We start from the raw sequence: 25,042 nt of genomic DNA, 5'->3' as shown, positions 1-25,042 counted from the left end.
GTCCTGCGTCGAGGGGTGGCGTCATCGGATGCCTCCCGATGCGAGGGTCGCCGGCCAGCCCGCACCGGGGCCGGCGGCGAGCACGGTCCCGGAACCGCTGACGGTCCAGGGCCCGAACCCGGCCGGGACGGCGAAGACCTCTCCGGCGGAGAACTCGACAGCCTCGGCGCCGGTCTCAGAGACCAGTGCGCCTGCGCCGGTGAGCGCGAGGGCCACCGAGAAGCCGGCGACCACGGGCGCGCTGCCGTCGGTGCCGGGCGCCACGGCAAAGAGCTGGAAGTAGGGGTCGGCGGCCTCGGGCAACAGCGACACCGGCGCGTCCGTCCGGGCGTCGAGGTCGTGCAGCACGACGAGGTGTTCGATCTCGGACTGCGGGAGTGCCGTCGTCGACACCGCGCCCATCACGGTCTCGAATCCGAGGCCGAGGTGGGACTCGTCGCGCGTCGAGGTCGTGACCGACCACTCGAGGAGGATGGAGAGGTCGGTCGGTTCCTGCACCTCCGCGAGGAAGATGCCGCCGTCGATCGCGTGGGCCGTGCCGGCCGGGACGAGGATGCCCATGCCGCGCTCGACGACGATCCGGTTCATGTGCGACAGCATCCACTCGCTGTCCTGGGCGTCGCGACGACGGTCGAGTTCGTCGGGGTCGACGTCCTCGCTCCATCCGAGGTGGACGGCCGAACCGGGCTCGGCGTCGAGGATGAACCAGGCTTCCGTCTTGCCGTAGGCGCAGTCGAGGTGGGAGGCGGCGAACGCTCGATCCGGGTGGACGTGGACGGGGAGTCGCTGACGGGCGTCGAGCAGCTTGACGAGGATGCCGGTGTCGGCGGCGTCGGTGCCGTGATCCTGTCCCGCCCCGGTCCACTGCTCCGGGTCGGCCGCGACGAGGTCGCGGAGGAGGACGCCGTCGACGGTGCGGGCGAGGCCGATGGCACCGCCGGGCTCCTGGTCGGCGCGGCTCACGGTCGCCCCGAGCCACTCCTCCGGCTGGAACTCGCTCTGCTGCTCGATGCCGCGCAAGCCGGCGATGCGGTCACCGCCGCGGTAGAAGTGCTCGATGAGGTTCGGCGCGAGTCGCGTCGGCTGGGCGAGCCTCGTGGGCTGGGTCGTGCTCATGCTGCTGGTCCTCCGACCATGCTCGTGGTGGACGCGGTGCGCGCGTCCACGGTGTGACGCTGTGCCGGGCCGGGGATCTCTCCGGAACCACGCGACACCAGGGAGGTCGGGACGACCCACTCGCGCGGCTCGTCGGCCGGTGATTCGCGCAGTTCGAGGAGTCGTTCGATGGCGGCGGTCCCGATGACGAACGGATCCTGGTTGATGCAGCTGACGGCCGGTCGCAGGACGTCGGCGAGGGTGAAGTCGCCGAACGCGATGTGCGCCGTCCCCTCCCGCCCGATGCGGTGCAGGGAGGTCGTCAGGCCGATCGCCGCCTTCGCGTTCGACGCGAAGAACGCGGTGGGCGGGTCCTCGAGTCCGAGCAGGCGCTCCGTCTCGGCGGCGTAGTCGAGCGAGCCGTCGATGGTCCAGGAGACGAGCGACGGGTCGAGGTCGATGCCGGCCTCGGCGAGGACGTCGGTGTAGCCCTGGTAGCGCCGACGGATGGTGAGGAAGCGTTCGTCCCGGTCGTAGAAGGCGATGCGGGTGTGGCCGAGCTCGACGAACTGGCGGATCGCGAGCTGGGTGGCGGCGTAATCGTCGACCACGACGCTGTCGAAGGCGGCGAGCGGACGGTCGACGGCGACGACGGGCGTCACGTTCCGGAACGCCTCCAGGTAGGGCAGCTCCGCAGCGACAGGGGCGATGATGACGCCGGCGACCTGGTGGCCGGCGATGAACCCGGTCAACTGGTCGCGCTCGCGCCCCTCGTCGAGCCCGGTGCTCGCGACGAGGACGCTGAGGCCCTCCTTGAGTGCGCGGGCTTCGATGGCGCTCACGAGCGAGGCGAAGAACGGGTCGGCGAGCGAGTCGATGAGAACGCCGATCGCGCCGCCGGTGCCGGACTTCAGGGAGCGGGCGGCCGTGTTGGGCACGTACCCGAGGCGATCGATCGCCTCGAGCACGCGGCTTCGGGTCTCGGGGTGCACGGACGGTTCGCCGTTCACCACCCGCGAGACGGTCTTGATGCTGACGCCGGACTGCGCAGCCACATCCTTGATCCCGGGCGGCCGCATCAGCGGGTCCCCATGACGGGAAGCGGAACGGGTCGGACGTCGCAGCCGGTCCGGAGCGACGGGACGTGCGCACGTGTCCGGATCGGACTGGTCGCGGTGATCGCGGGGTTGCAGGTGCCCATGGGCTCCACCTCCTGACAGCGTTGTCATCGGTCGGGGTGGTGCAGCTGCAGAACCCCGTCGTTCCTTCGTGCGCCTATACTGACCGCAGACCGACAACGTTGTCAAGCAACGTTGTCTGAAAGAGATCAAATTCATTTGGAACTCGCATCGAAGAGGCGTTCAGACCCTCGGATGCGGGTCACCACCCCGGAATCATCGAGGAGTCAGCGTGATCGTCGTCGTCGCAGGAGCAGCCGGAAGCGGCAAGACCACCCTCGGACGTGAGCTCGCCAGGGCCCTCCGACTCCCGCTCCTCGACCTCGACACCATCACCAATCCGTTGCTCGACGGTCTCGGTGCGGTGACCGATCCCGACGGCGCCGAACCGCTCCACTGGAACGACGCGAAGCTGCGCCCGACCATGCGCCCGGCACGGTACGCGGCCCTGCGAGCGGTCCTCGCCGACCAACGCGACAGCGGTGTCGGCGCGGTGCTCGTCGCACCCTTCACCGCAGAGCTCCGCGGCGGCGCCGAATGGGACGCGCTCGTCGAGGCCGCCGGGCTCGTCCCGAAGGTCGTCTGGCTGCACGCCGATGCCGCCACGCTCGCAGCCCGCCGGGCCGAACGCGGTGCCGAGCGGGACACGCACATCGTGGACCCGTCCACCGACACCCCACCCGCCATCGAGCACCTGTCGATCGAAGCGGCGTTGTCCACCTCGCAGCAGCTCGCCGCCGTCCAACGCGCGCTCGGGCTCGGACGGACCATCGAGGCCTCCGCGCCGATCTTCGACCAGGTCTTCGCCGCCGGGCTCTTCGACCTCGACGGGACCCTCATCGACTCGACGCCGGCGGTGAACCGGTCGTGGGCGCAGCTCGCCCGCGAGTACGGCCTCGAGGGCGACCTGCTCGCCGCGGGACACGGCCAGCCCGCCGCCCAGGTGCTCGCCGCGATCTTCCCGCCCGAGCAGGTCGCCGGAGCGCTCGCACGGATCATCGAGATCGAGGCCGACGAGGTCGCCGACGTCATCGCGCTCCCGGGGGCGGCGGAGGCTCTGGCAGCGCTCGGCGACGACGCGAAGGCGATCGTCACGAGTGGCACGAGGCTCATCGCCGGCAACCGGATCGCGGCCGCCGGCCTCGTGCGGCCGGAGGTCGTCGTGACCTTCGACGACGTCACGAAGGGCAAGCCGGACCCCGAACCGTTCCTGCTCGGCCGCACCCGGCTGGGCTTGGAGTCGCAGTCGTGCGTCGTGTTCGAGGACGCACCGGCCGGGCTCGCCGCAGCGCGCGCCGCCGGCTGCTGGACGGTCGGCATCGCGGGTACGCACGAGGCGCACGAACTCGATGCGGACCTCGTCATCGACGGCCTCTTCCAACTGCGGCTCGAGCCGGTCGCCGAGGGCGGGTTCCGACTCGTCCCGGCATCGCTCGGCTGAGCAGCGCCCAGATCCGGGCGCCTGTCGACGGGCCTCCGAACACATCCTCGATCGCGACGACTCCCCCGCCACGACGGTTCGTTCTCCACCGCTACCTCGGGCGGTCGCGATCCCTCCCTGTCTTGCATCTGAAATAACACTGCTAAAATATCGACTGCCATGTCGACCGTCGAAAACGCCCCCTCGCGCCAATCCGCCCGCTTGTTCTCCGCGCTCGCGATAGCCGTGGCGTGGTTCACCCTGTGGTGCCTGACCCCGGGCATCACCGATCGAGGCCCTGTGCGCCTCGTGGTGCAGGAGGACACCCTCGTGGTGTTCCTCGAGTCCCTGATCGCCGGCCTCCTGGTGATCGCCATCGCCATCCTGCAGCGCGCCCACACCCGTGAACTCTTCGCACCGTCCCGGCAGCGGTTCCTGTACGTCATCCCGGTCGCGCTCGCGCTCGCGTTGCCGTTGCACTACGAGCTCGAGTTCCCGGTGCTGCTCTACATCTTCTGGATGACCGTCTCGGTGTTCTGGCAGGACTACCTGACCTTCGGACTCCTGCAACGCCATCTCGCCGCGCGCTTGCCGTCGCGCGCGGTCATCCCCGCCGTCGCAGTCCTGTTCGCCCTCGGACACGTCATCCTGCTCCCCGACAAATTCGGGATCGTCCCGAACCCACTCCCGGCACTGAGCATGCTCGCGCTCGGACTCCTGCTCGCGTGGCTCCGTCGCCGGTTCACGACGATGCACCTCATCCTGACGCTGCATCTGTCGTTCTACTTCGTCTTCGCGTGAGGTCCGGCCACACGTCCCTTCTGCACCACTCCTCGACAACCGCGGAGACTCGTTCCCTGAGCCTGTCGAAGGGCCCCCGAGCAACCTCCCCCACCGCACGCCGGCACCGCGGGCACTCGGTGCCTGAGCTTGTCGAAGGGCGCCCCAAACAACCTTCCCCACCGCACCACGACAGACTCCGCGACCGCGTCACCGCCGTTCCCTGAGCTTGTCGAAGGGCCCACGAACAGCCTTCCCCACCGCACCTCGACAGACTCCGCGACCGCGCCCCCGCCGGTCCCCGAGCTCGTCGAAGGGCCCTCGAACAACCTCCCCCACGGCACCTCGGCAGGCTCGGCGGACGCGTCATCGCCGGTCTCTGAACCTGTCGAAGGGGGCCCTGAGGAAGTATCAATTGTCGGATAAATAGGCTGATCAGCGGCCGATTCGGTAACCGTTCGAATGTCGGTGGTCCGTGTTTGGATGGACCCGTGACCAGCACCGCACCGAACCCACTCGCCGCCGCCGCGGCGGGGTTCGATGCGGTCTGGCAGGGCGCGCTCGACGCGATCCGCCCAGGCGCCTGTGTCGCGGAACAGCTCGAGAACATGAACGACGAAGCGATCCTCCGGGTCCTGGACGAACTCGGCGCCGTGCAGCACGCGGTCGAGGTCCTCGCCGCACGCGTCACCGGCGCGATCGCGTTGCGGCCGTCGCCTACCCGCCGCGACGGCACCCTCGTGCGCGCCGCCGGTTACGCCAACCCTGGCGTCATGGTGTCCGAGCGGTGGCGGGTGGCACGCGCCCGAGGCGCGGCGATCGCGGAGGTCGGTGCCGCGATCACGCAGCCCCGCGGGCTGCTCGGCGAGCTGGAGGAATGCCCGTTCCCAGCGGTCGCTGCGGCGCTCGAACCGGCACCCGGTTCCGACGACGCCAACGAACCAGCCGCCGATCCCCACTCCGCCACGGCGGAAGATGACCCACACGACCACGGCGCCCTCGGCACACCACGCTCATCCCTCAGCGTCGACGGTGCCGCGGTCATCGTCCGCGAGCTCCGCAACGCCGGCCGCATCTGCACCAGGGTCGAACTCCAGGCGGCGTCGGTCATCGCCATCGAGCACGCCGGACACGCGCCCCTGCAAGACGTCACCCGCATCGCGAAACTCGTCCGCACCCGCCTCGACCAAGACGGCCGCGAACCCCGCGACGAACTCCTCCGCCGAGCAGAACGCTGCACCATCCACGAACTCCCCACCGGCATGACCCTCCTCCGCGCCGAACTCGCCCCAGAAAGCGCCGCCTTCATCCGCGCCGGCCTCGACGCCCTCATCGGCGCCACCACCCGCAAACCCCACTTCACCCACCCCGACACGGCCGACCCCGCCGACCAACCCGACGGATCAGGTCACCCCATGCCCGACGGGCCCACCCTCATCCCCATCGACCGGCGACGCGCCATCGCCCTCACCGAGACCTTCCGACACCTGGCCGGCTGCAACGCCGCCGCCACCGAACTCACCCCCGTCACCGTCATCATCCGCACCGACCACGACACCCTCGAAACCGGCCTCGGCACCGCCACCATCGACGGCATCGACGAACCCATCGGAGCCGGCGCCCTCCGCCGCCTCGCCGCCGACGCCAACCTCATCCCCATGATCCTCAGCGGACCATCCCAGGTCCTCGACCTCGGCACCAGCACCCGCCTGTTCACCCGCGCCCAGAAACTCGCCCTCGCCGAACGCGACGGCGGCTGCGCCTGGACCGGCTGCACCCACCCACCCTCCTTCACCGAAGCCCACCACATCACCTGGTGGTCCCAAGGCGGCCCCACCAACCTCGACAACGGCATCCTCCTCTGCCCCTTCCACCACCACCGCATCCACGACGACCACTGGACCATCACCATCCAAAACGGCATCCCCTGGTTCATCCCACCCAGCCACATCGACCGACACCAAACCCCCATCCGAGGCGGACGAATCCACCTCGCCGCCTGAACGCATGGCACCCGTCTGCCCGCAACCCCTGCCCTTCGACAAGCTCAGGGACCGAAACGGGAACCACCGCGCCGAGCCAACCTCTCTGACCGGCGCTGCACTCGACACCCCAGCCACCCCGGTCCCTGAGCCTGTCGAAGGGCACACGAGCGACCACCTGCCCTTCGACAAGCTCAGGGACCGAAACGGGAACCACCATGCCTCGACAAGCTCAGCGACCGGACCACCCGACCGCCGAGCCACTCGAGGGCCCAGGAGGAACCGTCATACCTGCCCTTCGACAAGCTCAGGGACCGAGACGGGAACCGCCCTGCCTCGCACACGCTCAGCGACCGACGCCGTCCTCGACAACCCGGCCACCCCGGTCCCTGAGCCTGTCGAAGGGCACACGAACAGCCTTCGAACCTGCCCTTCGACAAGCTCAGGGACCGAGACGGGAACCACCAGCACTCGAGGACGGGGACGACTCAGCGACCGAGCGCCCCCTCAACCGGCCGTAGGGCCGACGAGGCACCGTCCCGCCGCCGCAGGGTCACCCCGCGGCGACGACCTCTTCCACCGCCACCCGCGCACCGACGTTCGCCAGCCGTGCTCGCGCCGCGATGAACGCCTTGCGTAGCCGCGCGTCCGATCCGAGGTCGCCGAACACGACCTCCAGGTCGAGGAACGCCCCGGGGCGCTCCGCCTCCTGCGCGACCGCCGCCTGCAATTCGGCCAACCGCCGGTCGACCGGGGCAAGCTCCTGCCCGTCGTCACCGACGCCCTCGATGAATCGACTCCACGCCGCGAGCACGAGCGCCGAACGCGCGATCCCGCCGCCGGTCCGCAACTGCTCACGGACGACCGGGAGCAGGAACTTCGGGATGCGCTCAGAACCGTCCACGATCTGCCGCGCCAAGGTGTCCTTGATCGCCTCACTGCCGAACCGGCGCATCAGCTCCGCGCAGTACGCGTCGATGTCGATCCCCGGGACCGGCGCCAGCGTCGGACGCGCCTCCTCATGCATGTACCCGAGGAGGAACCGCGAGAACAGCTCGTCGCGGCAGACGTCGTGCACGTACGTCTCCCCCGCCAGCAGCCCGAGGTAGCTCATCGCCTGGTGGGAGGCGTTCAACAACCGGAGCTTCATCAGCTCATAGGGCTCGACGTCCTCCACGAGCTGCACGCCCACCTGCTCGTACGGCGGACGGCCGTCCGAGAAGGCGTCCTCGAGCACCCACTGCTCGAACGATTCCGAGAGCACCGGCCAGCGGTCGTCGATCCCGAACCGCTCGGAGACGAACGCGCGCTGCTCGTCCGTCGTCGCCGGCGTGATGCGGTCCACCATCGAGTTCGGGAACCGCACCTCGGCACCGATCCAGGCGGCGAGCGGCGGGTCGATGCGCTCGGCGAAGGCGAGGATCGCCGTCCGGGCGACGTGCCCGTTGCCCTGGATGTTGTCGCAGGACATGACCGTGAACGGGACCGCACCGGCGTCGCGTCGGGCACGGAGGGCCGCCGTGATGAAGCCGAGTGGGCTCTGCGGCAGCGCGCCCGACGGCAGACCGTCGAGGTCCGCGAGCGTCGCACCGTCACTCGGCTCGAACGCGCCGGTCGCGTCGTTCACCCCGTAGCCGCCCTCGGTGATCGTGAGCGACACGATCCGCGTCGACGGATCGCTCACCCGCGCGAGGACCGCTTCCGGGTCGTCGGGAGCGAACAGGTACTCGACGATCGACCCGACGACGCGCGCCTCGACCTCGCCGTCCGGACTCGTCGTCACGAGCGTGTAGAGCCGGTCCTGAGCGCCGAGCGCGTCCCGCATGGCAGCGTCACCGGGCAGTGTGCCGACGCCGACGAGCCCCCAGGACGCGTGTTCGTCGCCGGGGAGCCCGAGTACGCGGTCGACGAACATCGCCCCGTGCGCACGATGGAAGGCGCCGACTCCGAAATGGACGATGCCGGGTCGGATGGCCGAGCGGTCGTAGGCGGGGACGGCCACGTGCTCATCGAGAGCGGTGAGGGTGGCGTCGGAGAGCTGGGTCATGTGGTGCCTTCTCGTCGGTGAGCGGGTTCCGGGTGGTGCAGGTCGAGGGTGGTGCGGGTCGAGGGTGCTGAGGCTGAGGGTGGATCAGACGCCGTGGGTGGACTCGGTCTCCACCGGCGTCGACGCGTCGAGCGTGACGATGCGGGTGGCGCGCTGCTTGGTCGCGTCGACCAGGCGGGCGTTCGGCTCGTCGACGCCGAGCACCCAGGCTTCGGCCTCGTCGCGCGGGTGTCCGTGACCGAGGCGTCGGGCGATGAGTCGGTCGCGGCGGACCTCGTCGTCCACGTCGACGTACCAGGACTCGTCGAGATGCGCGGCGACACCCTGCCAGCCGTGGTCGTCGAACAGGAGGTAGTTGCCCTCCGTGATCACGAGCGGCACCTCGGGGCGGACCAGGACGGCACTGCCGATCGACGCCTCGAGCGAGCGGTCGAACCGGGGTGCGTAGATCGGCGTGCCCGGTGAATCGGCGGTGCGCCCGGCACGGGCGAGGCGGGACAGCAGTGCGATGTAGCCGTCGACGTCGAAGGTGTCGGGCGCGCCCTTGCGGTCGCGTCGCCCGAGGCGGACGAGCTCGGCGTTGTCGAGGTGGAAGCCGTCCATCCCGACGATGACGGCCTGGTCGCCGAGCGCCGCGGCGATCGCGTCGCTCACGGTGGACTTGCCCGCTCCGGGCGCACCGACGATCCCGAGGATCCGGCGGGACCCGGTGGCGGCGAGCGAACGGGCGTGATCGATGAGGCCGTCGAGGTCGACGAAGCCATCGAGGCCGGTCCTGGCGGTGGTCGTCGTGCCGCTCATCGTGATGCCTGACCTCTCCTGGATGCCGACCGGTCGCGATCGCGCCGTCGCCCGACTCACGGTAGGTCCAGGGGATGCGTGTGTCAACACCGGATGTCACCGGTGTCATGATCTGTTGGTGAAATCCATGTCACGGGTGACACGACCGTCATTCCGTGGTTATGATGCTCCCGACCCGGTGCACCGACGCACGGGCCTCATCACGTCGATCGGACCACCTCATGACTGACTTCAACGGCCGCACCATCCTCGTCACGGGAGCGAGCGGCGGCATCGGCGGCGCCACTGTCCGCCACCTCGTCGCAGCGGGCGCGCAGGTGATCGCCTCCGGTCGCAACGTCGAACACCTCGACGCCATCGCCGCCGAGACGGGCGCCGAACCGCTGCCCTTCGACCTCACCTCGGAGGACAGCATCCGCGACGCGATCGAGGGACGCGACATCTGGGGCGTCGTCAACTCCGGCGGTTGGGGCGGCGAGATCGCCTCCCCACAGGAGACCGACATCGACGTGTTCGACAAGGTCATCAGCATCAACGCACGCGGATCGCTGCTCGTCACCAAGTACGCGTCCCGCGAGATGATCCGCCAGGAACGCGGCGGCGCGATCGTCAACGTCTCGAGCCAGGCGAGCCTCGTCGCCCTCTCCGGCCACATCTCCTACGGCTCGTCGAAGGCCGCGCTCGACAACATCACGCGGGTCTCCGCCCTGGAACTCGGGAAGTACGGCATCCGGGTGAACGCCGTCAACCCGACCGTCGTGATGACGCCGATGTCCGCCTGGTACTGGGGTCGCCCCGACATCGAAGGCCCCTTCCTCGAGGCGATGCCGCTCGGCAAGTGGGCCACCGAGGACGACATCGCCGGCCCGATCACCTTCCTGCTGAGCGACGCCGCCGGCATGATCTCCGGCGTCTCGCTGCCGATCGACGGCGGCTACACCGCGCGCTGACCCGATCCGGCAGGACCGAACGGAAGGGACCCGAGCATGGCCACGATGCGCCAGATCGCCGCAGCCGCCGGCGTGAGCGCGAAGACGGTCTCGCGGGTCTTCAACGAGGACCCGCACGTCCTCCCGGCGACCCGAGAACGGGTCGAGTCGATCATGCGGGAGCTCGACTACGTGCCGAACTCCCTCGCGACGGCGTTCCGCTCGGGCCGCCCGTCGGTCATCGGGGTCGCCGTGCCCGACATCGTCGACCCGTTCTTCGCCGAGATCGCGCGTGCGGTAGAGCGGACGGCGCGCGATCACGACATGTCGACGCTCGTCACGAGCCTCGGCGACGACCCGGACCGCGAGCGCGCGGTCCTCGAGCCGATGCTCCGGCGCCAGCTGGCCGGAGTGGTGCTCGCGCCGATCAGCGACGACCAGAGCTCACTGGCCGCGTGGGCGTCGCGGACGCCGTTCGTGTTCGTCGACCGCGCGCCGGGTGGCCTCGCCGCCGACGCCTTCACGCAGGACGACTTCGGTGGGGCGTTCGCGGCGACGACGCACCTCGTCGAGCACGGCCACCGCCGGATCGCCTTCGTCGGCGACGAGCTGGCCCTGCCGACGACCGCCGAGCGGCTGCGCGGGTACCGGGCGGCACTCACCGAAGCCGGGCTGCCCGCCGACGAGGAACTCATCGCCCTCGGCGCGGCGACCCGCGAGGGGGCGGCTCGTGCGCTGGCGGCGATCGACTCGAAGGCGACGGCCCTGTTCTCGTCGAACGCCGTCTGCACGATGGCGTTGCTGCCCGCACTCGCCGAGCAACCGCTCCCACTCGTCGCGTTCGGCGACTTCCCCCTGGCAGAGCTCCTGCGACCGTCGGTGTCCGTGATCACGCAGGACCCGGAGGCCCTCGGCCGACTCGCTGCGGAACGGATCATCGACCGCCTCGACCGCCCCGACGCGCGATACCGCCGGAGCACGGTCCTCCCGGTGCACCTCGTCGAGCGCGACTCATGCCGGGCCGCGCCCGCGGTGCGCTGAGTCGCCGGCTCCGAGCCGCCCCGGCCGAGCCGTCAAGTCCCCGGCCTAGCAGTCAAGTCCCCGGACTAGCCGTCAAGTCCCCGGCCCCTGAACCATCTCGGCCCCTGAGCCTGTCGAAGGGCGCCACGCGAACGCCCCGAACACTCGACCGGCTCGGGAAACGAAACCGGCCGGCCTAGTAGCTCAACGTCGCCGGCGCGAGCTCCGCCGTCTGGTCGCCGACGCGGCTCGGGTCGCGCGGGTCGAGGCGACGGACCTCGCCGACGTCCGCGAGTTCGTCGAGCTCGATCCAGAAGATGTTCGGACTCCGTGTCGAGCCGAAGTAGTACACCCGGTTCGTGAGGTCCGCCCCGGCCCGCCACCACGTCGGGTACACGTCGCCCGTCGAGTACGGCGCGCCATACGGCACCGACACGTTCGCGATGAGCTGGAACACACCAGCCACCGCCTCAACGGTGTCCGCCGGCTCCGGCAGGTAGTGGAGGAAGTAGGACGCGCGGACGAACCGGTCGACCGAGGTGATGTCCCCGGGAGGCGGGAGCTCGCCACCGAACGGGCGGTAGCGGTCGCGGTTGGCCAGCTGCTCGTCGAGGCTCGGCGAGTTCGCCATCACGGTGAACTCGCGGCCGTGGTGGACGACGAGCCGGCCGTCGATCGGCTCGATGACCGCGGAGTCACCCGAGGCGTCTTCGATGGCGATGTGGATCCCCATCTGGAGGCCGCGGAACATCGGGGACGTGATGCGGACGGTGTCGATGTCGGCGATCGCTTCGGCGACCGACCCATAGGTGTCGAGGAGGTACTGCACCCACAGCGCGTTCGAGACCGTCGGACGGCCGTCGGGCTCGGCGAACGTCACGTCCTCCGGGTCGAGATACAGTGCGTGTGCTCCGAGGCCCGCCGTGTTCAGGCCGTCGACGGTCCCCATCCCCCACATGCTCGTGACGACACTGCCGTACCGGGAGGTCCACCGGTGCGAGGTGGCGTCGCCCGTGCCACCTCGGTCGGTACCGCTCGGGACGAACCACAGCTCGGGTTCGTCGCTCTCCGACCAGTCCATGCAGCGGCTGACCGTCTTGGCGACCGCGTTGTCGTTCCAGAAGATTCGAGTGCACACGCGCTGAGCGTACTCCGAGCGCGGTGCTCGACGGAGGGGCTATCGCCCACGCAGTGCCGCCGCCTCGCTGAGCCAGCGGCTATAGCAGTCCCAGGGGTCGACGTCGCGGGCGACCGAGGCGATGTGGGCGAGCAGTCGGGGCGACCCCGTGAACCATTCGGAACGTTCGAGGCGCTCGCGGGCGAACTGTTCGTGACGCGCACGCTCGACGTGCCGGTCGCCGCGTTCGAGGGCGAGCAGTTCGTCGTGCCAGATCGCGGCGAACCGCTGGCGGGGGTTCGTCGTGGTGCCGATCTTCACGCGGTCGCCGTGACGGAGGTAGTACACGACGTCGATCCGCGGCCGGGCGAGGTCGTCGTCGGGCACGTCGCCGTGCCGCCACTCGCACGCGGCGCACAACCAGGCGGACGGGTAGTGCCGGCCGAGCCGCGAGCCGCACATGATGCACGGCGAGGGCAGGGCATCGACCACACCCCAACGGCGCTCCGCCCAGTCGGCGGCGAGGGCCACGTGATCCTCGCAGAGCGCGACGGGCGCGTCGACCGGTGCCGCGGCGTCACACCCGGGTTGTACGCATCGTCTGTGGGGCATCTCCCGAGTGTCCCCCACCCCGCCGACACCGGCCTCCGCCCCCGGCCCCTGAGCCTGTCGAAGGGCACACGGCCAGACCCCACCCTTCGACAAGCTCAGGGACCGAACGCTTGCGCTGGCAGGGACCGACCGGACGGGCGAACGAAACGACCGACTCCAACCCCGGTCCCTGAGCCTGTCGAAGGGCACACGAACAGACCCCGCCCTTCGACAAGCTCAGGGACCGAACGGTTGGGCTGGCAGGGACCGGCTGGGTGAGCGAACAAACGACCGACTCCAACCCCGGTCCCTGAGCCTGTCGAAGGGCACACGAACAGACCCCACCCTTCGACAAGCCCAGGGACCGAACGGTTGCGCCGGCAGGGACCGAACGGACAGGCGAACGAAACGACCGACTCCAACCCCGGTCCCTGAGCCTGTCGAAGGGCACACGAACAGACCCCACCCTTCGACAAGCTCAGGGACCGAACGGTCGAAGCGGCAGGGTCGAGCGACGGTCCTCCACAACTTTCCTGTGATCCGAGAGCGTCCACCGTCGGACGTCAGCGCAGACCGACAGGATCGAGGTCCTGCGAGGCTTCCCGGATGCCCCACGTCTACATCCTCAAATGCGCCGACGGATCCTTCTACACCGGCAGCACCATCGACCTTGCTCGACGAGTCGCCGAGCACATGGACGGCCTCGGAGCGACCTACACCCGCGACCGACTGCCCGTCACACTCGTCTGGTCGGCCGAGTACGACCGCGTGGACGACGCATTCTTCATCGAGAAACGTCTTCAGGGGTGGAGCCGGGCGAAGAAGCAAGCAGTGATCGACGGGCGGTTCGACGACCTCCCGCGCCTCAGCTGCTCGCGGATCACCGCATGGCGCGATCCAGAACTCGGAACGGACCCGGTGGCCGGTCCCTGAGCCTGTCGAAGGGCACACGAACAGACCCCACCCTTCGACAAGCTCAGGGACCGAACGGTTGGGCTGGCAAGGACCCAACGGTTGGGCCGGCAAGGACCGGCTGGGTGAGCGGACAGGGACCGACCCTTCAGAAACGACCGACTCCGACCCCGGTCCCTGAGCCTGTCGAAGGGCACACGAACAGAGCCCACCCTTCGACAAGCTCAGGGACCGATCGGGTGGGCTGGCAGGGACCCAACGGGTGGGCTGGCAAGGACCGGCTGAGTAGCCGGACAGGGACCGACCATTCAGAAACGGCCGACTCCGACCCCGGTCCCTGAGCCTGTCGAAGGGCACACGGACAGACCCCGCCCTTCGACAAGCTCAGGGACCGAACGGTTGGGCTGGCAAGGACCGGCTGAGTGAGCGGACAGGGACCGAACGTTCAGCAACGATCGACTCCGACCCCGGTCCCTGAGCCTGTCGAAGGGCAGACGAACAGACCCCACCCTTCGACAAGCTCAGAGACCGAACGGTTGGGCTGGCAAGGACCGGCTGAGTGAGCGGACAGGGACCAACCATTCAGAAACGACCGACTCCGACCCCGGTCCCTGAGCCTGTCGAAGGGCACACGGACAGACCCCACCCTTCGACAAGCTCAGGGACCGAACGGGTGGGCCGGCAAGGACCCAACGGTTGGGCCGGCAAGGACCGGCTGGGTGAGCGGACAAGGACCGACCCTTCAGAAACGGCCGACTCCGACCCCGGTCCCTGAGCCTGTCGAAGGGCACACGGACAGACCCTACCCTTCGACAAGCTCAGGGACCGAACGGTTGGGCTGGCAAGGACCGATTCGTTGCGCTGTCAGGGACCGAACAACAAGCGAGCGGACAGGGAGCGCCCTTCGACAAGCTCAGGGGCCGGCCAGCGCGCTCCCGGCTGGGAGACGATCGGGTGGCCTCCCAGCCGATGCGCACGTCACAGCGCGATCGCGCGAGCCTCCTCGTGGGAGCGGATCGCCGCTCGGTAGATGTCGTGGGTGAGCGCCGCCTCCTCGGGGCGCGCCGCCCCGAACCGGTCGCCGAGGGAGCCGTGTCGCTCGGCGAGGAACACGGCCCACATCTGGAGGATCGTGTCGGAGAACCCGGACTCGAAGTTCGGGCCGGTCACCGTCGGCCACACCGACTGGCTGCCTGCGTCGAGCTGCTGCCACACCTGCTCCCGATCGCCACCCGGGATGTCCCGCACCGCGAACACCTCGACGAGCTTCGGGTTCTTCGTGCTGAACCGGACCCCGCCGTCGAGACCGATCGCCTCGAACTCCCACGTGTTCTTCTGTCCGGGATCGATGCGCTTCGTCTCGGTCGTCAGCGGGAAGCGGACACCGTCGTGGGTCGCCCAGCTGTGCAGCACGGCGTTGTCCCAGGTGTCGCACGGCACGAGCGAACCGTCGGGGCCGGGACGCTCGGTGACGATGTTCTGCAGCACCCCGTACACGCTCTCGGGTGCCCAGCCGAGCCGCAGCGGCACGTGCCAGGTGTGCATCCCGAGATCGTTCATCACGCCGGCCTCACCGCAGAACTGCGTCTGGCGCTTCCAGTTGATCTGCTTGCCCCGATCGACGTCGCTCGAGTGCAGGAAACTGTTGCGCGCCTCGACGATCGTGCCGAGCGCCCCGGACCGCACATAGTCGATCGCCAGCTGCGCACCCGGGAAGAACGGCATCTCACTCGAACACCGGACAAAACTCTCCGGGTGCTCGGCCATCGCCGCGAGGACGGACTGCGCGGCCGCCGCGTCGATCCCGAAGGGCTTCTCCGCCAGCAGGCTCTTCCCGGCCCGGATGACGTCGGTGTAGATCTGCTCGTGGAGGTCGTGACGCACGGCCACGTAGACGACGTCGACCGACGGGTCGGCGAGCAGCTCGTGGTAGTCCGTGGTCTTCGTGACGACCGTGTCGATCTCGTCGAACCAGTCGAGCGCCGCCGGGTTGATGTCGCAGACGGCCGTCAGTCGCGGTCGCACCGGGTGGTCGATGAGCGCCGGCCAGCGCTGGATGGCGGCTGCGATCTCGCGCCCCATGAGTCCGCCGCCGATGATCGCGACGTTGACGCGCTCCGCCGTCGCCCGGTCGGCGGTCACCTGGTCGGCGCTCATGCGCGAGCCGCCTCGAGGATCGCGAGGCCGGCATCGGCGTCGGCCCCGTCGTGCAGCACCGCCATGAGTGCCGCGGTGATGGCGGCCGGGTGCTCGTGCTGGATGATGTTGCGGCCGTAGACGATGCCGCTGACCCCCGCATCGAGGACGGCGACCGTCCGCTCCAGCAGCGTCCGGTCGTCGACGCGACCGCCGCCACGGACGAGGACGGGGATGTCTCCGGCGACCTGCACGACCCGCGCGTACTCGGTGATGTCGCTGCTCGGGTCGGCCTTGATGAGGTCGGCGCCGAGTTCGACCGCCTGGCGCACGAGGGTGACGATCTTCTCGATGTCACCGTCGACCTGGTACCCGCCGGCCGTCGTGTTGTCCTGCATGACGAGCGGTTCGATCATGAGCGGCATCCCGTACCGGGTCGCTTCGCGGCGCAGGGCCATGATCGAGCGGATGTTCGCCTCACGGACCTCGGGGTGGTCGGGGATCTGCATGAGGTTGACGCACACGGCGACGGCGTCCAGCCGGACGGCCTCCTCGATCGCGTGCGGCACGTGGTGGCTGTAGAGGATCGAGTCGAGCGGGTTGCCGTAGACGTTCGCGACGTCCGTCCGCAGGACGAGCGCAGGCTTGTCCTTGCCGGGGACCTGCTGCAGGAGGCGGGCCTGGCCGAGGGTCAGCTGGACGGCGTCCGGGCCCGCGGCGACGAGGGTGCGGACGACCTCGCCCATGTCCTCGATGCCGGTGACGAACGAACGCTCGCCGAAGAACCCGTGGTCGACGGCGACGTCGAGCGCGCGACCTGATCGGGCGTTGAAGAGACGATTGAGGCGGTACAGCGACATTGCGGCGGCTCCTGATCGTGAAGGGGAGGGTTTCCGAATCGTCCCTCGGTGTGTCACAGTAGTGGCCTGAGACAACGTTGTCTAGCTTGCGCCGGGTCAGCTCCGGGGCGAAGAACGGAGGGTCCATGGGCGAGATCGTCGTCGCCGGTCACATCTGCGTCGACCTGTCGCCAGGGCTCAGCGCGAGCGCACGCATCGATCCGGGCGCCCTCATCGACACCGGCCCGCTCCGCATCTCCCTCGGTGGCTGCGTCGCGAACACCGGCCTGGCCCTCGCCGATCTCGGGAGCACGGTCCGCCTGCACGCGACCGTCGGCGACGACGAGCTCGGAGCGATCGTCGCGTCGCGCATCGCCGCGCACGACCGACTGCACCCGGCGCTCGAGGTCACCGACCGGGCCGCGACCTCCTACAGCGTGGTCGTCGAGCCCGCCGGCCTCGACCGGACCTTCTGGCACCACACGGGCGCCAACGAGGTGTTCACCGGCGAGCACCTGGCCGTCGGCGACGCGGACCTCGTCCACCTCGGCTATCCCCCGCTGCTCCCCGGGATCGTCGCCGACGACGCGACGCCGCTCGCGAGGCTGCTCGAACGGATCCACCGACACGGTGCGACCACCTCGATGGACCTCGCCGTCGTCGACCCCACGAGCGCCGTCGGCCATCTGGACTGGGAGGCGATCCTCCGGCGCACCCTGCCGCTGACCGACATCGTGAGTCCGAGCGTCGACGACCTGCGTTCGGCGCTCGGCACGCTCCGCCTCCCGGCCGGGACCAGTGCATCACCCCTGGCCCAAGCCGCGGCGTTCGCGGACCTCCTGCTCGCCTGGGGTGCCGGCGTCGTGGCGATCTCGGCCGGCGAGGACGGCCTGCTCCTCCGGGCGGCCTGTGTCGACCGCCTGCGCCTGGGCGGACGGATGCTCGCACCGCTCGCCGAGGCCTGGGCAGACGTCGACCTCGTCGCGCCGCCCGTCCCCGCACCCGCGTTCGTGTCGACCAACGGCGCCGGGGACGCGTCGACCGCCGGCCTGCTGTTCGCGATGTCACGCGGTGCCGCACCGGCGGAAGCCGCCGAACTCGCGGGCGCGAGTGCCGCTGCGACGATCGCGGGACGCCGTCCGACGGCGGCCGAGATCACCCGACTGCGCCCCGGACTCAGCGGGCTCTTCGGGGTCGCGGGTGCGGGCGAGCCGGTCGCGTGATCCCCCATACGCCAGGATGGTGAGCATGCGCAGCTCCCGACCCCCGACCATGAACGACGTCGCCGCGGCGGCCGGGGTGGGGCTGAAGACGGTGTCGCGGTACGTGAACGGCGCGACGAACATCAACCAGGAGCTGTCGGAACGGATCGGCGCGGCGATCGAGGCCCTCGGCTACCGGCATAACCTGGCGGCCGCGAGCATCCGGCCCGGGCGGTCGAGCAAGGTCATCGGGCTCATCATCAGCGACCTGGCGAACCCCTATTATTCAGTGCTGGCACGCTCGGTGGAGCGCGTGTGCACGGAACACGGCTACCTGCTGATGTCGGCGAGCTCCGAGGAGGACGCCGACCGGCACCGCCTCCTCGTCGACAGACTGGTCGCGCAGCGCGTGGACGGCCTCGTCGTCGTGCCGCCACGGCAGGCGACGACGGCCTGGGCCACGAGCACGATCGTGCACGTCCCGATGGTGCTCGTCGACCGACCGACCGGGCCGCTCGAGTCGGTCGAGGCGCACACGGTGCTCGCCGACAACGCGGGCGGAGCGACCCGGGCGACAGCGGCCATGCTCGCAGCAGGCGCACGACGGGTCGCGTTCCTCGGTGACTCACTCGAGCTGTACACGATGCGCGAGCGACTGGCCGGCTACCACCGGGCGCTCGCCGAGGCCGATCTCGGCGGCGCGACGGGGACGGGTCCGATCGAGCCGATCGTCTCCGACGGCGCACACTCCGTCGAGGATGCTGCGGCGGTCGTGGCGGGGTTCCTGGCGTCGGGCGAGGTGGACGCCGTGTTCGCCGCGAACAACCGGGCCGCGATCGGGGCCATGCAGGCGTTCGCGACGGCCGGACGACGGCTGCCACTTGTGGGGTTCGACGACTTCGAGGCGGCACCGCTCGTGTCGCCGGCGGTGTCGGTGGTGGCGCAGGACGTGGCGCTCATGGGCCGGGTCGCGGCGGAGACCCTCCTGGCGCTCATCGCCGGCGAGGCGGGCCCGCCTGTGACCCACACCTTGGACGTGCGTCTGGAGCTGCGCGGCTCCGAACGCTGACGCCCTTCGACAAGCTCAGGGACCTGAAGAAGCGCACCTGGACCGGAGGGGCATTCACGGACCGGGGGAAGCGACCCCCGAGTACGAAGCAACCGCACACGGAGAACCGCTCCCTGAGCCTGTCGAAGGGCACACGAGAAGACGCCGCCCTTCGACAAGCTCAGGGACCGGAAGAAGTGCTCAGGGACCGGAAGAGGTGCTCCGGGACCGGAGGGGCATTCACGGACCGGGGGAAGCGACCCCCGAGTACGAAGCAACCGCACACGGAGAACCGCTCCCTGAGCTTGTCGAAGGGCACACGAGAAGACGCCGCCCTTCGACGAGCTCAGGGACCGGAAGAAGTGCTCAGGGACCGGAAGGGGTGCTCAGGGGACCGGGGACGGGTGCTCAGGGACCGGTGACGGGCGCTCAGGGACCAGCGGGGTACGTGAGGCCGTGGCCGAAGCGGAAGATCGGGTCCTCGGTGTCGTAGGGGACGTCGGACCGACTCGCCTCGACGGCCGCCATCGAGCGCGGCAGGTCGAACGGGAGCCGGCCCTCCGGCAGCGCTCGACCGAAGACGACGTCGAGGAACGCCGCGTCACTGCCGCCGAAGCTCGCGACGAGCGCCACGACCGCGTCCACCACCCCGGTGAGGATCGCCGGTCGGTCGAGGTGCATGTCGAGCACGGTCGGCACCGTCAGCGCGAGCGCCCGCAACCGCTCGACCTCGTCGGCCGGGATGTCGAGCGATCCGGCGTGGAACATGGCCTCGAAGCCGCCGGGCCGCGGTTCGTACGGCGTCTGCATGCGCACGAGGGCGACGTCCGCCGACGCCGGATCCACGACGACCTCGCCGTACGCGCCCGCGACCTCGGGGTCGACACCCTCCAGGTACAACCGGGGACGCGGCGAGCGCACCGGCAGCGTCTCCTCCACGTTCGTCAGGACGGTGAACGCGCGGCGCTGTGCGGCCTCGCCGGCGGCGACGAAGTCCGCGCGCCCGACGACCCCGCTCGCGGCGCCCGCGTCGACGTACGGCTGCTCGAAGAGCCCCAGCACGAACTTCTCGCGCAGCAGTCGGCGCACCGAGGCGTCGACACGGTCCTCGGTGACACGTCCCTGCTCGACGAGTTCGACGACGAGCTCGGGTCGGGCCTCGCCACCGAACTGGTCGCAGCCGGCCTGCAGGATGCGCTCGACCCGGGACAGCTCGTCGAGGTGCTCCAGGCCCCAGGCCCGTGCGGGCATGTCCTGTCCCATGATCGACGTGTCGGTGACGAGTCCCCAGTCGGTGCAGATGATGCCTGCGAAGCCGAGTTCCTCGCGGAGGAGCCCGGTGATGATCCCGTGGTTGAAGGCGAACGCGACCTCCTCGTGTCCGGTCCCGACGGGCATGCCGTAGTACGGCATCATCTGCGCGGCTCCGGCGGCGATCGCGGCGCGGAACGGGATGAGGTGGTAGTCGAAGTTGTCGCCGGGGTACACCTGTTCGCGCCCGTAGGCGAAGTGCGGGTCCTCCCCGTCGAGCTGGGGCCCACCGCCCGGGAAGTGCTTCGTCATCGTGGAGACCGACTGCGGCCCGAGTTCGGCACCCTGGAACCCTCGGATGTAGCCGGCGACGAGTTCGGCACTGAGCTCGGCGTCCTCACCGAACGTGCCACCGATGCGCGACCAGCGCGGCTCGGTCGCGAGGTCGACCTGCGGGTGGAGCGCCAGCCGGATCCCGACGGCGAGGTACTCCTGCCGCGCGGTGTCGGCGAACGCCTCGACGAGGTCGACCGATCCGATCGCCGCGAGGCCGAGCGTCTCGGGCCACTGCGAGAAGGCGCCCGCGCGGGCCGCCGTCCCCACGTTGTCGGTGAAGTGGTTGCGCGGGTCGGTCGACAGCGTGACCGGGATGCCGAGTCGCGTGCGCGACGCGCGCTCCTGCAGGGCGTTGGTCCACTCGGCGAGCGCCGTCGTGTCGGGCGCGGTGCCGAGGACGTTGAAGTGGGACATGAGCTGCTCGCCGATCATGTGCTCGCCACTCGCGAGTCCCATGTGCGGGTTCGCCTCGTCGATGGACCCCGGGGCGATCATCGTCTGGAAGAGCATGCCGGCCTTCTCGGCGACGGTCATCCGTCCGAGGAGGTCCTCCACCCGGTCCTCCACCGGCAGGCTCGCGTCGCGGTAGGGCAGCGCCGGTTCATGCTCGCTCATGGTGGTCCGTTTCTCGTCAGTGAGTGGGGCGGCGTCGGGATCACCCGGGCTCAGGCGAGCCGGAAGCGAAAACCGAACTCCGTTCGGGAACGGAGCGTGACTCCAGTATGCCCGCTGACGAGGATCACGCAAGACTCAGTCGGCGTGATTCCCCATGGCGCGCAGCCCGTCGGCCAGCCAGTCCAGCGACGGGGAGACGCCTGGCGCGACCGGATGGCGATTGAGGTGGCCATGGAGGACGCCTGGCTCGAGCCGACTGCGGACGGGAGCACCGGCGGCCTCCGACGCCGCGATGAGCAGCTCCCCCGACGGCCGGAGGTCGTCGAACTCCGAGAGCAGGACCGACAGCGGCGGGCGGTCCGGGGTCACGGGGACGATTCCCGGCAGCGCGAGCTCGGGCACGTCCTCCAGCCGACCGACGTAGTTCCCGACCATCCAGTCGATCGACTCGGTCGGGAACCGCATGAAGTCCGGGAGGACCGCCATCTCGGCCAGGACGTCCGCGGGCAGGGTGGGCACGACGGCGTGCAGGAACGGGTACGCCAGCAGCACGGCGTCCGCGCGGCGATCGCTGCGGAGTGAGGCGGCGAGCGCGAGGGCCGCTCCGGCGCTTGCTCCACCGATGGCCGTCCGCGCACCGGGAACGGCCGACCGCTCGTCGTCGAGCTGCTCCCAGACCGCGAGCACGTCGTCGAGCGGCACCGGGTACCGCGTCGTGCCGTCCGCCAGTCGGTAGTCGACGGAGACGACCTCGGCGCCAGCTCGCGCCGCCAGTTCGGCGCTCACGACGTGCGCCTCCGGCCAGTCGAGCGTCCCCGCCGCGAAGCCGCCGCCGTGCACCCAGAGGAGGGCGACACCACTGGGGTCGGCCGGGACGTAGCGCCGGATCGGGACCGCACCGTGCGGACCGTCGACGACCTCGTCGGTGATCACCACATCGCTCGGCGGGTTCCACGGCCCGTCGTCGCCGTAGGCTGCGAGTCGTTCCTGGAACGCCTCGTCGAGCGTCCCGCCAGCGGCGCGATCGGCGTTCGAGAACCCGTCGAAGAGGCTCAGGCGGTCGCGGTAATACGGATCGAGTGACATGCGCCGAGCCTACCCAGCCGACTCGGTCGACTCAGCCGACCCGGTCGACTCAGACCACGATGCCGCCGACGCGGTGGAGGTAGACGTCGATGGCGTCCCGGCTCTCCTGGATGCAACCGAGCTTCGCATCCAGTCGCTCGCGATGCTCGAGCAACCGCTCAAGCACTTCCGCCGAGGGCGTCACCTGGTAGATCGTGTCGTCGTCCTCGAAGCAGGGCAGGACCTGGAGGATGAGCGCGGTCGGCATGCCGACGGCGATCAGCTCGCGGATGCGCTGCACCTTCGCGACGAGGTGGTCTCCGTACTCGCGGTACCCGTTCGGGCAGCGGGTGGGGCGCAGCAACCCCTGTTCCTCGTAGTACCGGAGCAGCCGCGGCGTGCTCCCGGTGGCCGCCGCCAGTTCGCCGATGCGCATGCAAGACCCCTTCGACCGAGTTGTGTCCTCTTGGAGCAGCCGTCGGTGCCGGGCGGATATTCCCGGCGCACCCTCGTCGACTTGACCCTGCCACCAGTGGCAGGCCGGGAGACTCACCGACATGACCACCGACAGCGTGCGCACGGCACGATCCACGACCCCTCCTGCCACCCGAACCCGCTCTCCCCTCCCGACCGCGCTGCTCCTCGCCGCCGTCGGATTCGTGACACTTCTCACCGAGGTGCTCCCGGCCGGGGTCCTCCCCGCGATGGCCGCCGACCTGGGCGTCTCGGAGTCGATCGCAGGCCAGAGCGTCGCCGTCTTCGCACTCGGTTGCATCGTCGCGGCGATCCCGCTCAGCCGTGCGCTCGCGAAGCTCGACCGCCGGACGGTCGTGCTGCTCGCCCTGATCGTCTCGGCGCTCGCGAACGCCGGCACGGCCGTCGCACCCGACCTGCTCACGCATCTCGCGACCCGGTTCGTCGCGGGGCTCGTGGCCGGTGTCGTCTGGGCGATGCTCCCGGGGTACACGCGCGGGTTCACCACCCCGGAGCGGTTCGGCTCCACACTCGGCATCGTGCTGTCCGGTGCCACACTCGGCTTCGCGCTCGGCATCCCGGCCGGCGCGGTCCTCGGTGAGGAGTTCGGTTGGCGCGCGGTGTTCGGGATCGTCGCCGCCGCCACCGCGCTCCTCGGCGTCCTCGCGGTCGTCGTCGCTCCCCGCGTGGCAGGCAGCGCCCCCGGGCGTTCGACACGCATGGGTGCGGCGCTCCGCATCCCCGCAGTCGTCACGATCCTCGTCGCCCTCGCCGTCTGCATCATCGGCCAGAACATCGCGTACACTTACCTCGCACCGGTCCTGTCCTCCCGCGGGACGCCCGTGCCGCTCGGGGTGCTCCTCGCAACCTTCGGTGTGGCGTCGGTGGTCGGCACGCTCGGTGCCGGACGGCTGGCGAACCTGCGCCTCGGGACGACCATCCTCACGGCCGCCCTCCTCGGGACCGTCGGCCTCGCCGTCGTGGCCTGGGATCCGCCGGTCGTCGTCCTCCTCACCGCCGCGGCAGGCTGGGGGCTCGCCTTCGGCGCCTACTCCGTGCTCTTCCAGGTGGCGATCGCCCGGGTCGCCGGGAACGCTGCGGACGCGGCACAGTCGGCGCTCGTCACGGTCTGGAACTGCTCGATCGCCACCGGCGGGGCGGTCGGCGGGATCATCCTCGGCACCTGGGGCCCGGCCCGGCTCCTCCCGGCCGCCGCCGCGCTGACCGTCGTCGCCATCCCCCTCTGCGCCGTGATCGCACGCGCCGTCCGCCGCGGGTGAACGACGGAGGACCCGGCACGCCAGCGCCGGGTCCTCCTAGACTCGATGCGATGCCCGTCCCGTTCCTCCACTCGCCGAACATCCTGTTCGACACGGTCGTGGACCGCACGGAACGGCTGTCCCCCGGCTTCCTCCGCCTCACCCTCGCCGGTGCCTCGCTCGCCGGCTTCGCCCCGTACGAGCGGGACCAGCGGATCAAGATCCTGCTGCCGGGAGACGACGGCGCGTACCCGGAAGGACTCCACGACGGCCTGCCGGAGCACGCGTGGCGGAGGGCCTGGCGCGCACTCGCACCGGCGGACCGCCCGGTGATGCGCAGCTACACGGCCCATCGCGTCAGGCCGGCGCAGCAGGAGGTCGACCTCGACGTGTTCATCCACGAGCCGGCCGGCCCGGCCAGTCGATGGGCGCTCGGCGCGCGGGTGGGCGACCGGCTGCTCGTCTCGGGTCCAGACGTCCGTCGCGGAGACCCGACACACGGCGTCCAGTGGGCGCCCGGCACTGCGACGACCGTGCTCATCGCCGCCGACGAGACGGCCTTCCCCGCCGTCCACGGGATCCTGCGCTCTCTCGACGACCACGTCCGCGCCCACGTCCTCCTCGAGCTCGGCGACCCCGCCGACACCGCCCTGCTCGGGCCGCTGCTCGAGCGCCACACGGTCGACGTCCATGAACGGGCCGGGCAGGCGGGCGGTGACGCGCTCGTCGCCGGCGTCGAACAGTGGCTCCGGACACACGGGTCGTCGGCGGCGACTCTGGGCACCGGCTTCGCCGCTTGGCTGGTGACCGAGAGCACCCGGATCCCCCTCCTGCGCGCTGCGACGACCGACCACGGGATCGACCCGGAGCGCGTCCACGGGCAGGGCTACTGGAACGCTCGCCCCAGAGCCACACCCGAATGAAGGTTATGCTTGCCTTACTCGG

The 25,042-nt window shown here is 70.3% G+C and carries 21 protein-coding genes; 10 read left to right on the top strand and 11 right to left on the bottom strand.

The window, feature by feature from the left end; genetic code table 11:
- Nucleotides 1-21: 21 nt before the first annotated feature.
- Both IFU11_RS06025 and IFU11_RS06020 read right to left on the bottom strand, forming a co-directional pair.
- Nucleotides 22-1,116, bottom strand: coding sequence for a class I mannose-6-phosphate isomerase (locus IFU11_RS06025; protein WP_192018464.1), 1,095 nt, complete (start codon nt 1,114-1,116; stop codon nt 22-24).
- On the bottom strand, nt 1,113-2,150 hold the full coding sequence (locus IFU11_RS06020) for a LacI family DNA-binding transcriptional regulator (RefSeq protein ID WP_159879498.1): 1,038 nt from the start codon (nt 2,148-2,150) through the stop codon (nt 1,113-1,115). The genes IFU11_RS06025 and IFU11_RS06020 overlap by 4 nt, the downstream gene beginning before the upstream one ends.
- Nucleotides 2,151-2,505: 355 nt before the next feature.
- Between IFU11_RS06020 and IFU11_RS06015 the strand changes: the two genes are divergently transcribed.
- The 3 genes from IFU11_RS06015 (at nt 2,506) to IFU11_RS20185 (ending at nt 6,476) form a co-directional block, all read left to right on the top strand.
- A complete protein-coding gene (locus IFU11_RS06015; RefSeq protein WP_192018463.1) occupies nt 2,506-3,714 on the top strand; it encodes an HAD-IA family hydrolase in 1,209 nt (402 codons plus the stop codon).
- Between the two features lie 159 nt (nt 3,715-3,873).
- Nucleotides 3,874-4,494: a CPBP family glutamic-type intramembrane protease gene (locus tag IFU11_RS06010; RefSeq protein WP_192018462.1), complete on the top strand. Its 621-nt coding sequence runs from the start codon at nt 3,874-3,876 to the stop codon at nt 4,492-4,494.
- Nucleotides 4,495-4,964: 470 nt separating this feature from the next.
- The gene (locus IFU11_RS20185) at nt 4,965-6,476 is read left to right on the top strand and encodes an HNH endonuclease signature motif containing protein (protein WP_192018461.1); all 1,512 of its coding nucleotides are present in this window, start codon (nt 4,965-4,967) and stop codon (nt 6,474-6,476) included.
- Between the two features lie 532 nt (nt 6,477-7,008).
- On the opposite strand, the gene IFU11_RS06000 is transcribed toward IFU11_RS20185, so the two are convergent.
- Nucleotides 7,009-8,502, bottom strand: coding sequence for a mannitol dehydrogenase family protein (locus IFU11_RS06000; protein WP_192018460.1), 1,494 nt, complete (start codon nt 8,500-8,502; stop codon nt 7,009-7,011).
- Between the two features lie 84 nt (nt 8,503-8,586).
- Nucleotides 8,587-9,303 (bottom strand): nucleoside/nucleotide kinase family protein, encoded by a 717-nt coding sequence (locus tag IFU11_RS05995; protein WP_192018459.1) that lies wholly within the window; start codon nt 9,301-9,303, stop codon nt 8,587-8,589.
- Nucleotides 9,304-9,524: 221 nt separating this feature from the next.
- Here IFU11_RS05995 and IFU11_RS05990 point away from each other — a divergent pair, with 221 nt between their 5' ends.
- A complete protein-coding gene (locus IFU11_RS05990) occupies nt 9,525-10,253 on the top strand; it encodes an SDR family oxidoreductase (RefSeq protein ID WP_064296395.1) in 729 nt (242 codons plus the stop codon).
- Between the two features lie 36 nt (nt 10,254-10,289).
- Nucleotides 10,290-11,273: a LacI family DNA-binding transcriptional regulator gene (locus IFU11_RS05985; protein WP_192018458.1), complete on the top strand. Its 984-nt coding sequence runs from the start codon at nt 10,290-10,292 to the stop codon at nt 11,271-11,273.
- 175 nt (nt 11,274-11,448) lie between these two features.
- On the opposite strand, the gene IFU11_RS05980 is transcribed toward IFU11_RS05985, so the two are convergent.
- Together IFU11_RS05980 and IFU11_RS05975 are read right to left on the bottom strand one after the other, a co-directional pair.
- Nucleotides 11,449-12,390 carry a linear amide C-N hydrolase gene (locus tag IFU11_RS05980; protein ID WP_192018457.1) on the bottom strand — a complete coding sequence of 314 codons (942 nt, stop codon included), beginning with the start codon at nt 12,388-12,390 and terminating at the stop codon, nt 11,449-11,451.
- Between the two features lie 39 nt (nt 12,391-12,429).
- On the bottom strand, nt 12,430-12,981 hold the full coding sequence (locus IFU11_RS05975) for a GIY-YIG nuclease family protein (protein WP_191941530.1): 552 nt from the start codon (nt 12,979-12,981) through the stop codon (nt 12,430-12,432).
- A gap of 585 nt (nt 12,982-13,566) precedes the next feature.
- Here IFU11_RS05975 and IFU11_RS05970 point away from each other — a divergent pair.
- A complete protein-coding gene (locus IFU11_RS05970) occupies nt 13,567-13,893 on the top strand; it encodes a GIY-YIG nuclease family protein (RefSeq protein WP_192018456.1) in 327 nt (108 codons plus the stop codon).
- 957 nt (nt 13,894-14,850) lie between these two features.
- Here the strand turns inward: IFU11_RS05970 and IFU11_RS05965 are convergent.
- A complete protein-coding gene (locus IFU11_RS05965; protein ID WP_192018455.1) occupies nt 14,851-16,029 on the bottom strand; it encodes a Gfo/Idh/MocA family protein in 1,179 nt (392 codons plus the stop codon).
- Nucleotides 16,026-16,868 carry a class I fructose-bisphosphate aldolase gene (locus tag IFU11_RS05960; protein ID WP_192018454.1) on the bottom strand — a complete coding sequence of 281 codons (843 nt, stop codon included), beginning with the start codon at nt 16,866-16,868 and terminating at the stop codon, nt 16,026-16,028. The genes IFU11_RS05965 and IFU11_RS05960 overlap by 4 nt, the downstream gene beginning before the upstream one ends.
- A 125-nt stretch (nt 16,869-16,993) precedes the next feature.
- On the opposite strand from IFU11_RS05960, the gene IFU11_RS05955 reads away from it, so the two are divergent.
- A complete protein-coding gene (locus IFU11_RS05955; RefSeq protein ID WP_192018453.1) occupies nt 16,994-18,070 on the top strand; it encodes a carbohydrate kinase family protein in 1,077 nt (358 codons plus the stop codon).
- Between the two features lie 25 nt (nt 18,071-18,095).
- The gene (locus IFU11_RS05950) at nt 18,096-19,118 is read left to right on the top strand and encodes a LacI family DNA-binding transcriptional regulator (RefSeq protein WP_192018452.1); all 1,023 of its coding nucleotides are present in this window, start codon (nt 18,096-18,098) and stop codon (nt 19,116-19,118) included.
- A gap of 408 nt (nt 19,119-19,526) precedes the next feature.
- On the opposite strand, the gene IFU11_RS05945 is transcribed toward IFU11_RS05950, so the two are convergent.
- From IFU11_RS05945 to IFU11_RS05935, 3 genes are all read right to left on the bottom strand, one after another.
- Nucleotides 19,527-21,299 carry a glycoside hydrolase family 3 protein gene (locus IFU11_RS05945; protein WP_192018451.1) on the bottom strand — a complete coding sequence of 591 codons (1,773 nt, stop codon included), beginning with the start codon at nt 21,297-21,299 and terminating at the stop codon, nt 19,527-19,529.
- Between the two features lie 135 nt (nt 21,300-21,434).
- Nucleotides 21,435-22,385, bottom strand: coding sequence for an alpha/beta hydrolase fold domain-containing protein (locus tag IFU11_RS05940; protein ID WP_192018450.1), 951 nt, complete (start codon nt 22,383-22,385; stop codon nt 21,435-21,437).
- A 49-nt stretch (nt 22,386-22,434) separates the two neighbouring features.
- Nucleotides 22,435-22,800 carry a MerR family transcriptional regulator gene (locus IFU11_RS05935; protein ID WP_137243475.1) on the bottom strand — a complete coding sequence of 122 codons (366 nt, stop codon included), beginning with the start codon at nt 22,798-22,800 and terminating at the stop codon, nt 22,435-22,437.
- A 121-nt stretch (nt 22,801-22,921) separates the two neighbouring features.
- On the opposite strand from IFU11_RS05935, the gene IFU11_RS05930 reads away from it, so the two are divergent.
- Complete coding sequence (locus tag IFU11_RS05930; RefSeq protein WP_192018449.1) at nt 22,922-24,118, top strand: MFS transporter; 1,197 nt, start codon at nt 22,922-22,924, stop codon at nt 24,116-24,118.
- 50 nt (nt 24,119-24,168) lie between these two features.
- Nucleotides 24,169-25,020: a siderophore-interacting protein gene (locus IFU11_RS05925; protein ID WP_192018448.1), complete on the top strand. Its 852-nt coding sequence runs from the start codon at nt 24,169-24,171 to the stop codon at nt 25,018-25,020.
- Nucleotides 25,021-25,042 lie beyond the last annotated feature (22 nt).

Source organism: Plantibacter sp. CFBP 8804, assembly GCF_014841225.1.
In the GTDB taxonomy this organism is placed as follows: domain Bacteria; phylum Actinomycetota; class Actinomycetes; order Actinomycetales; family Microbacteriaceae; genus Plantibacter; species Plantibacter auratus.
Note: the sequence above shows the minus strand (reverse complement) of the source record. Positions and strands in the feature narration are given on the sequence as shown.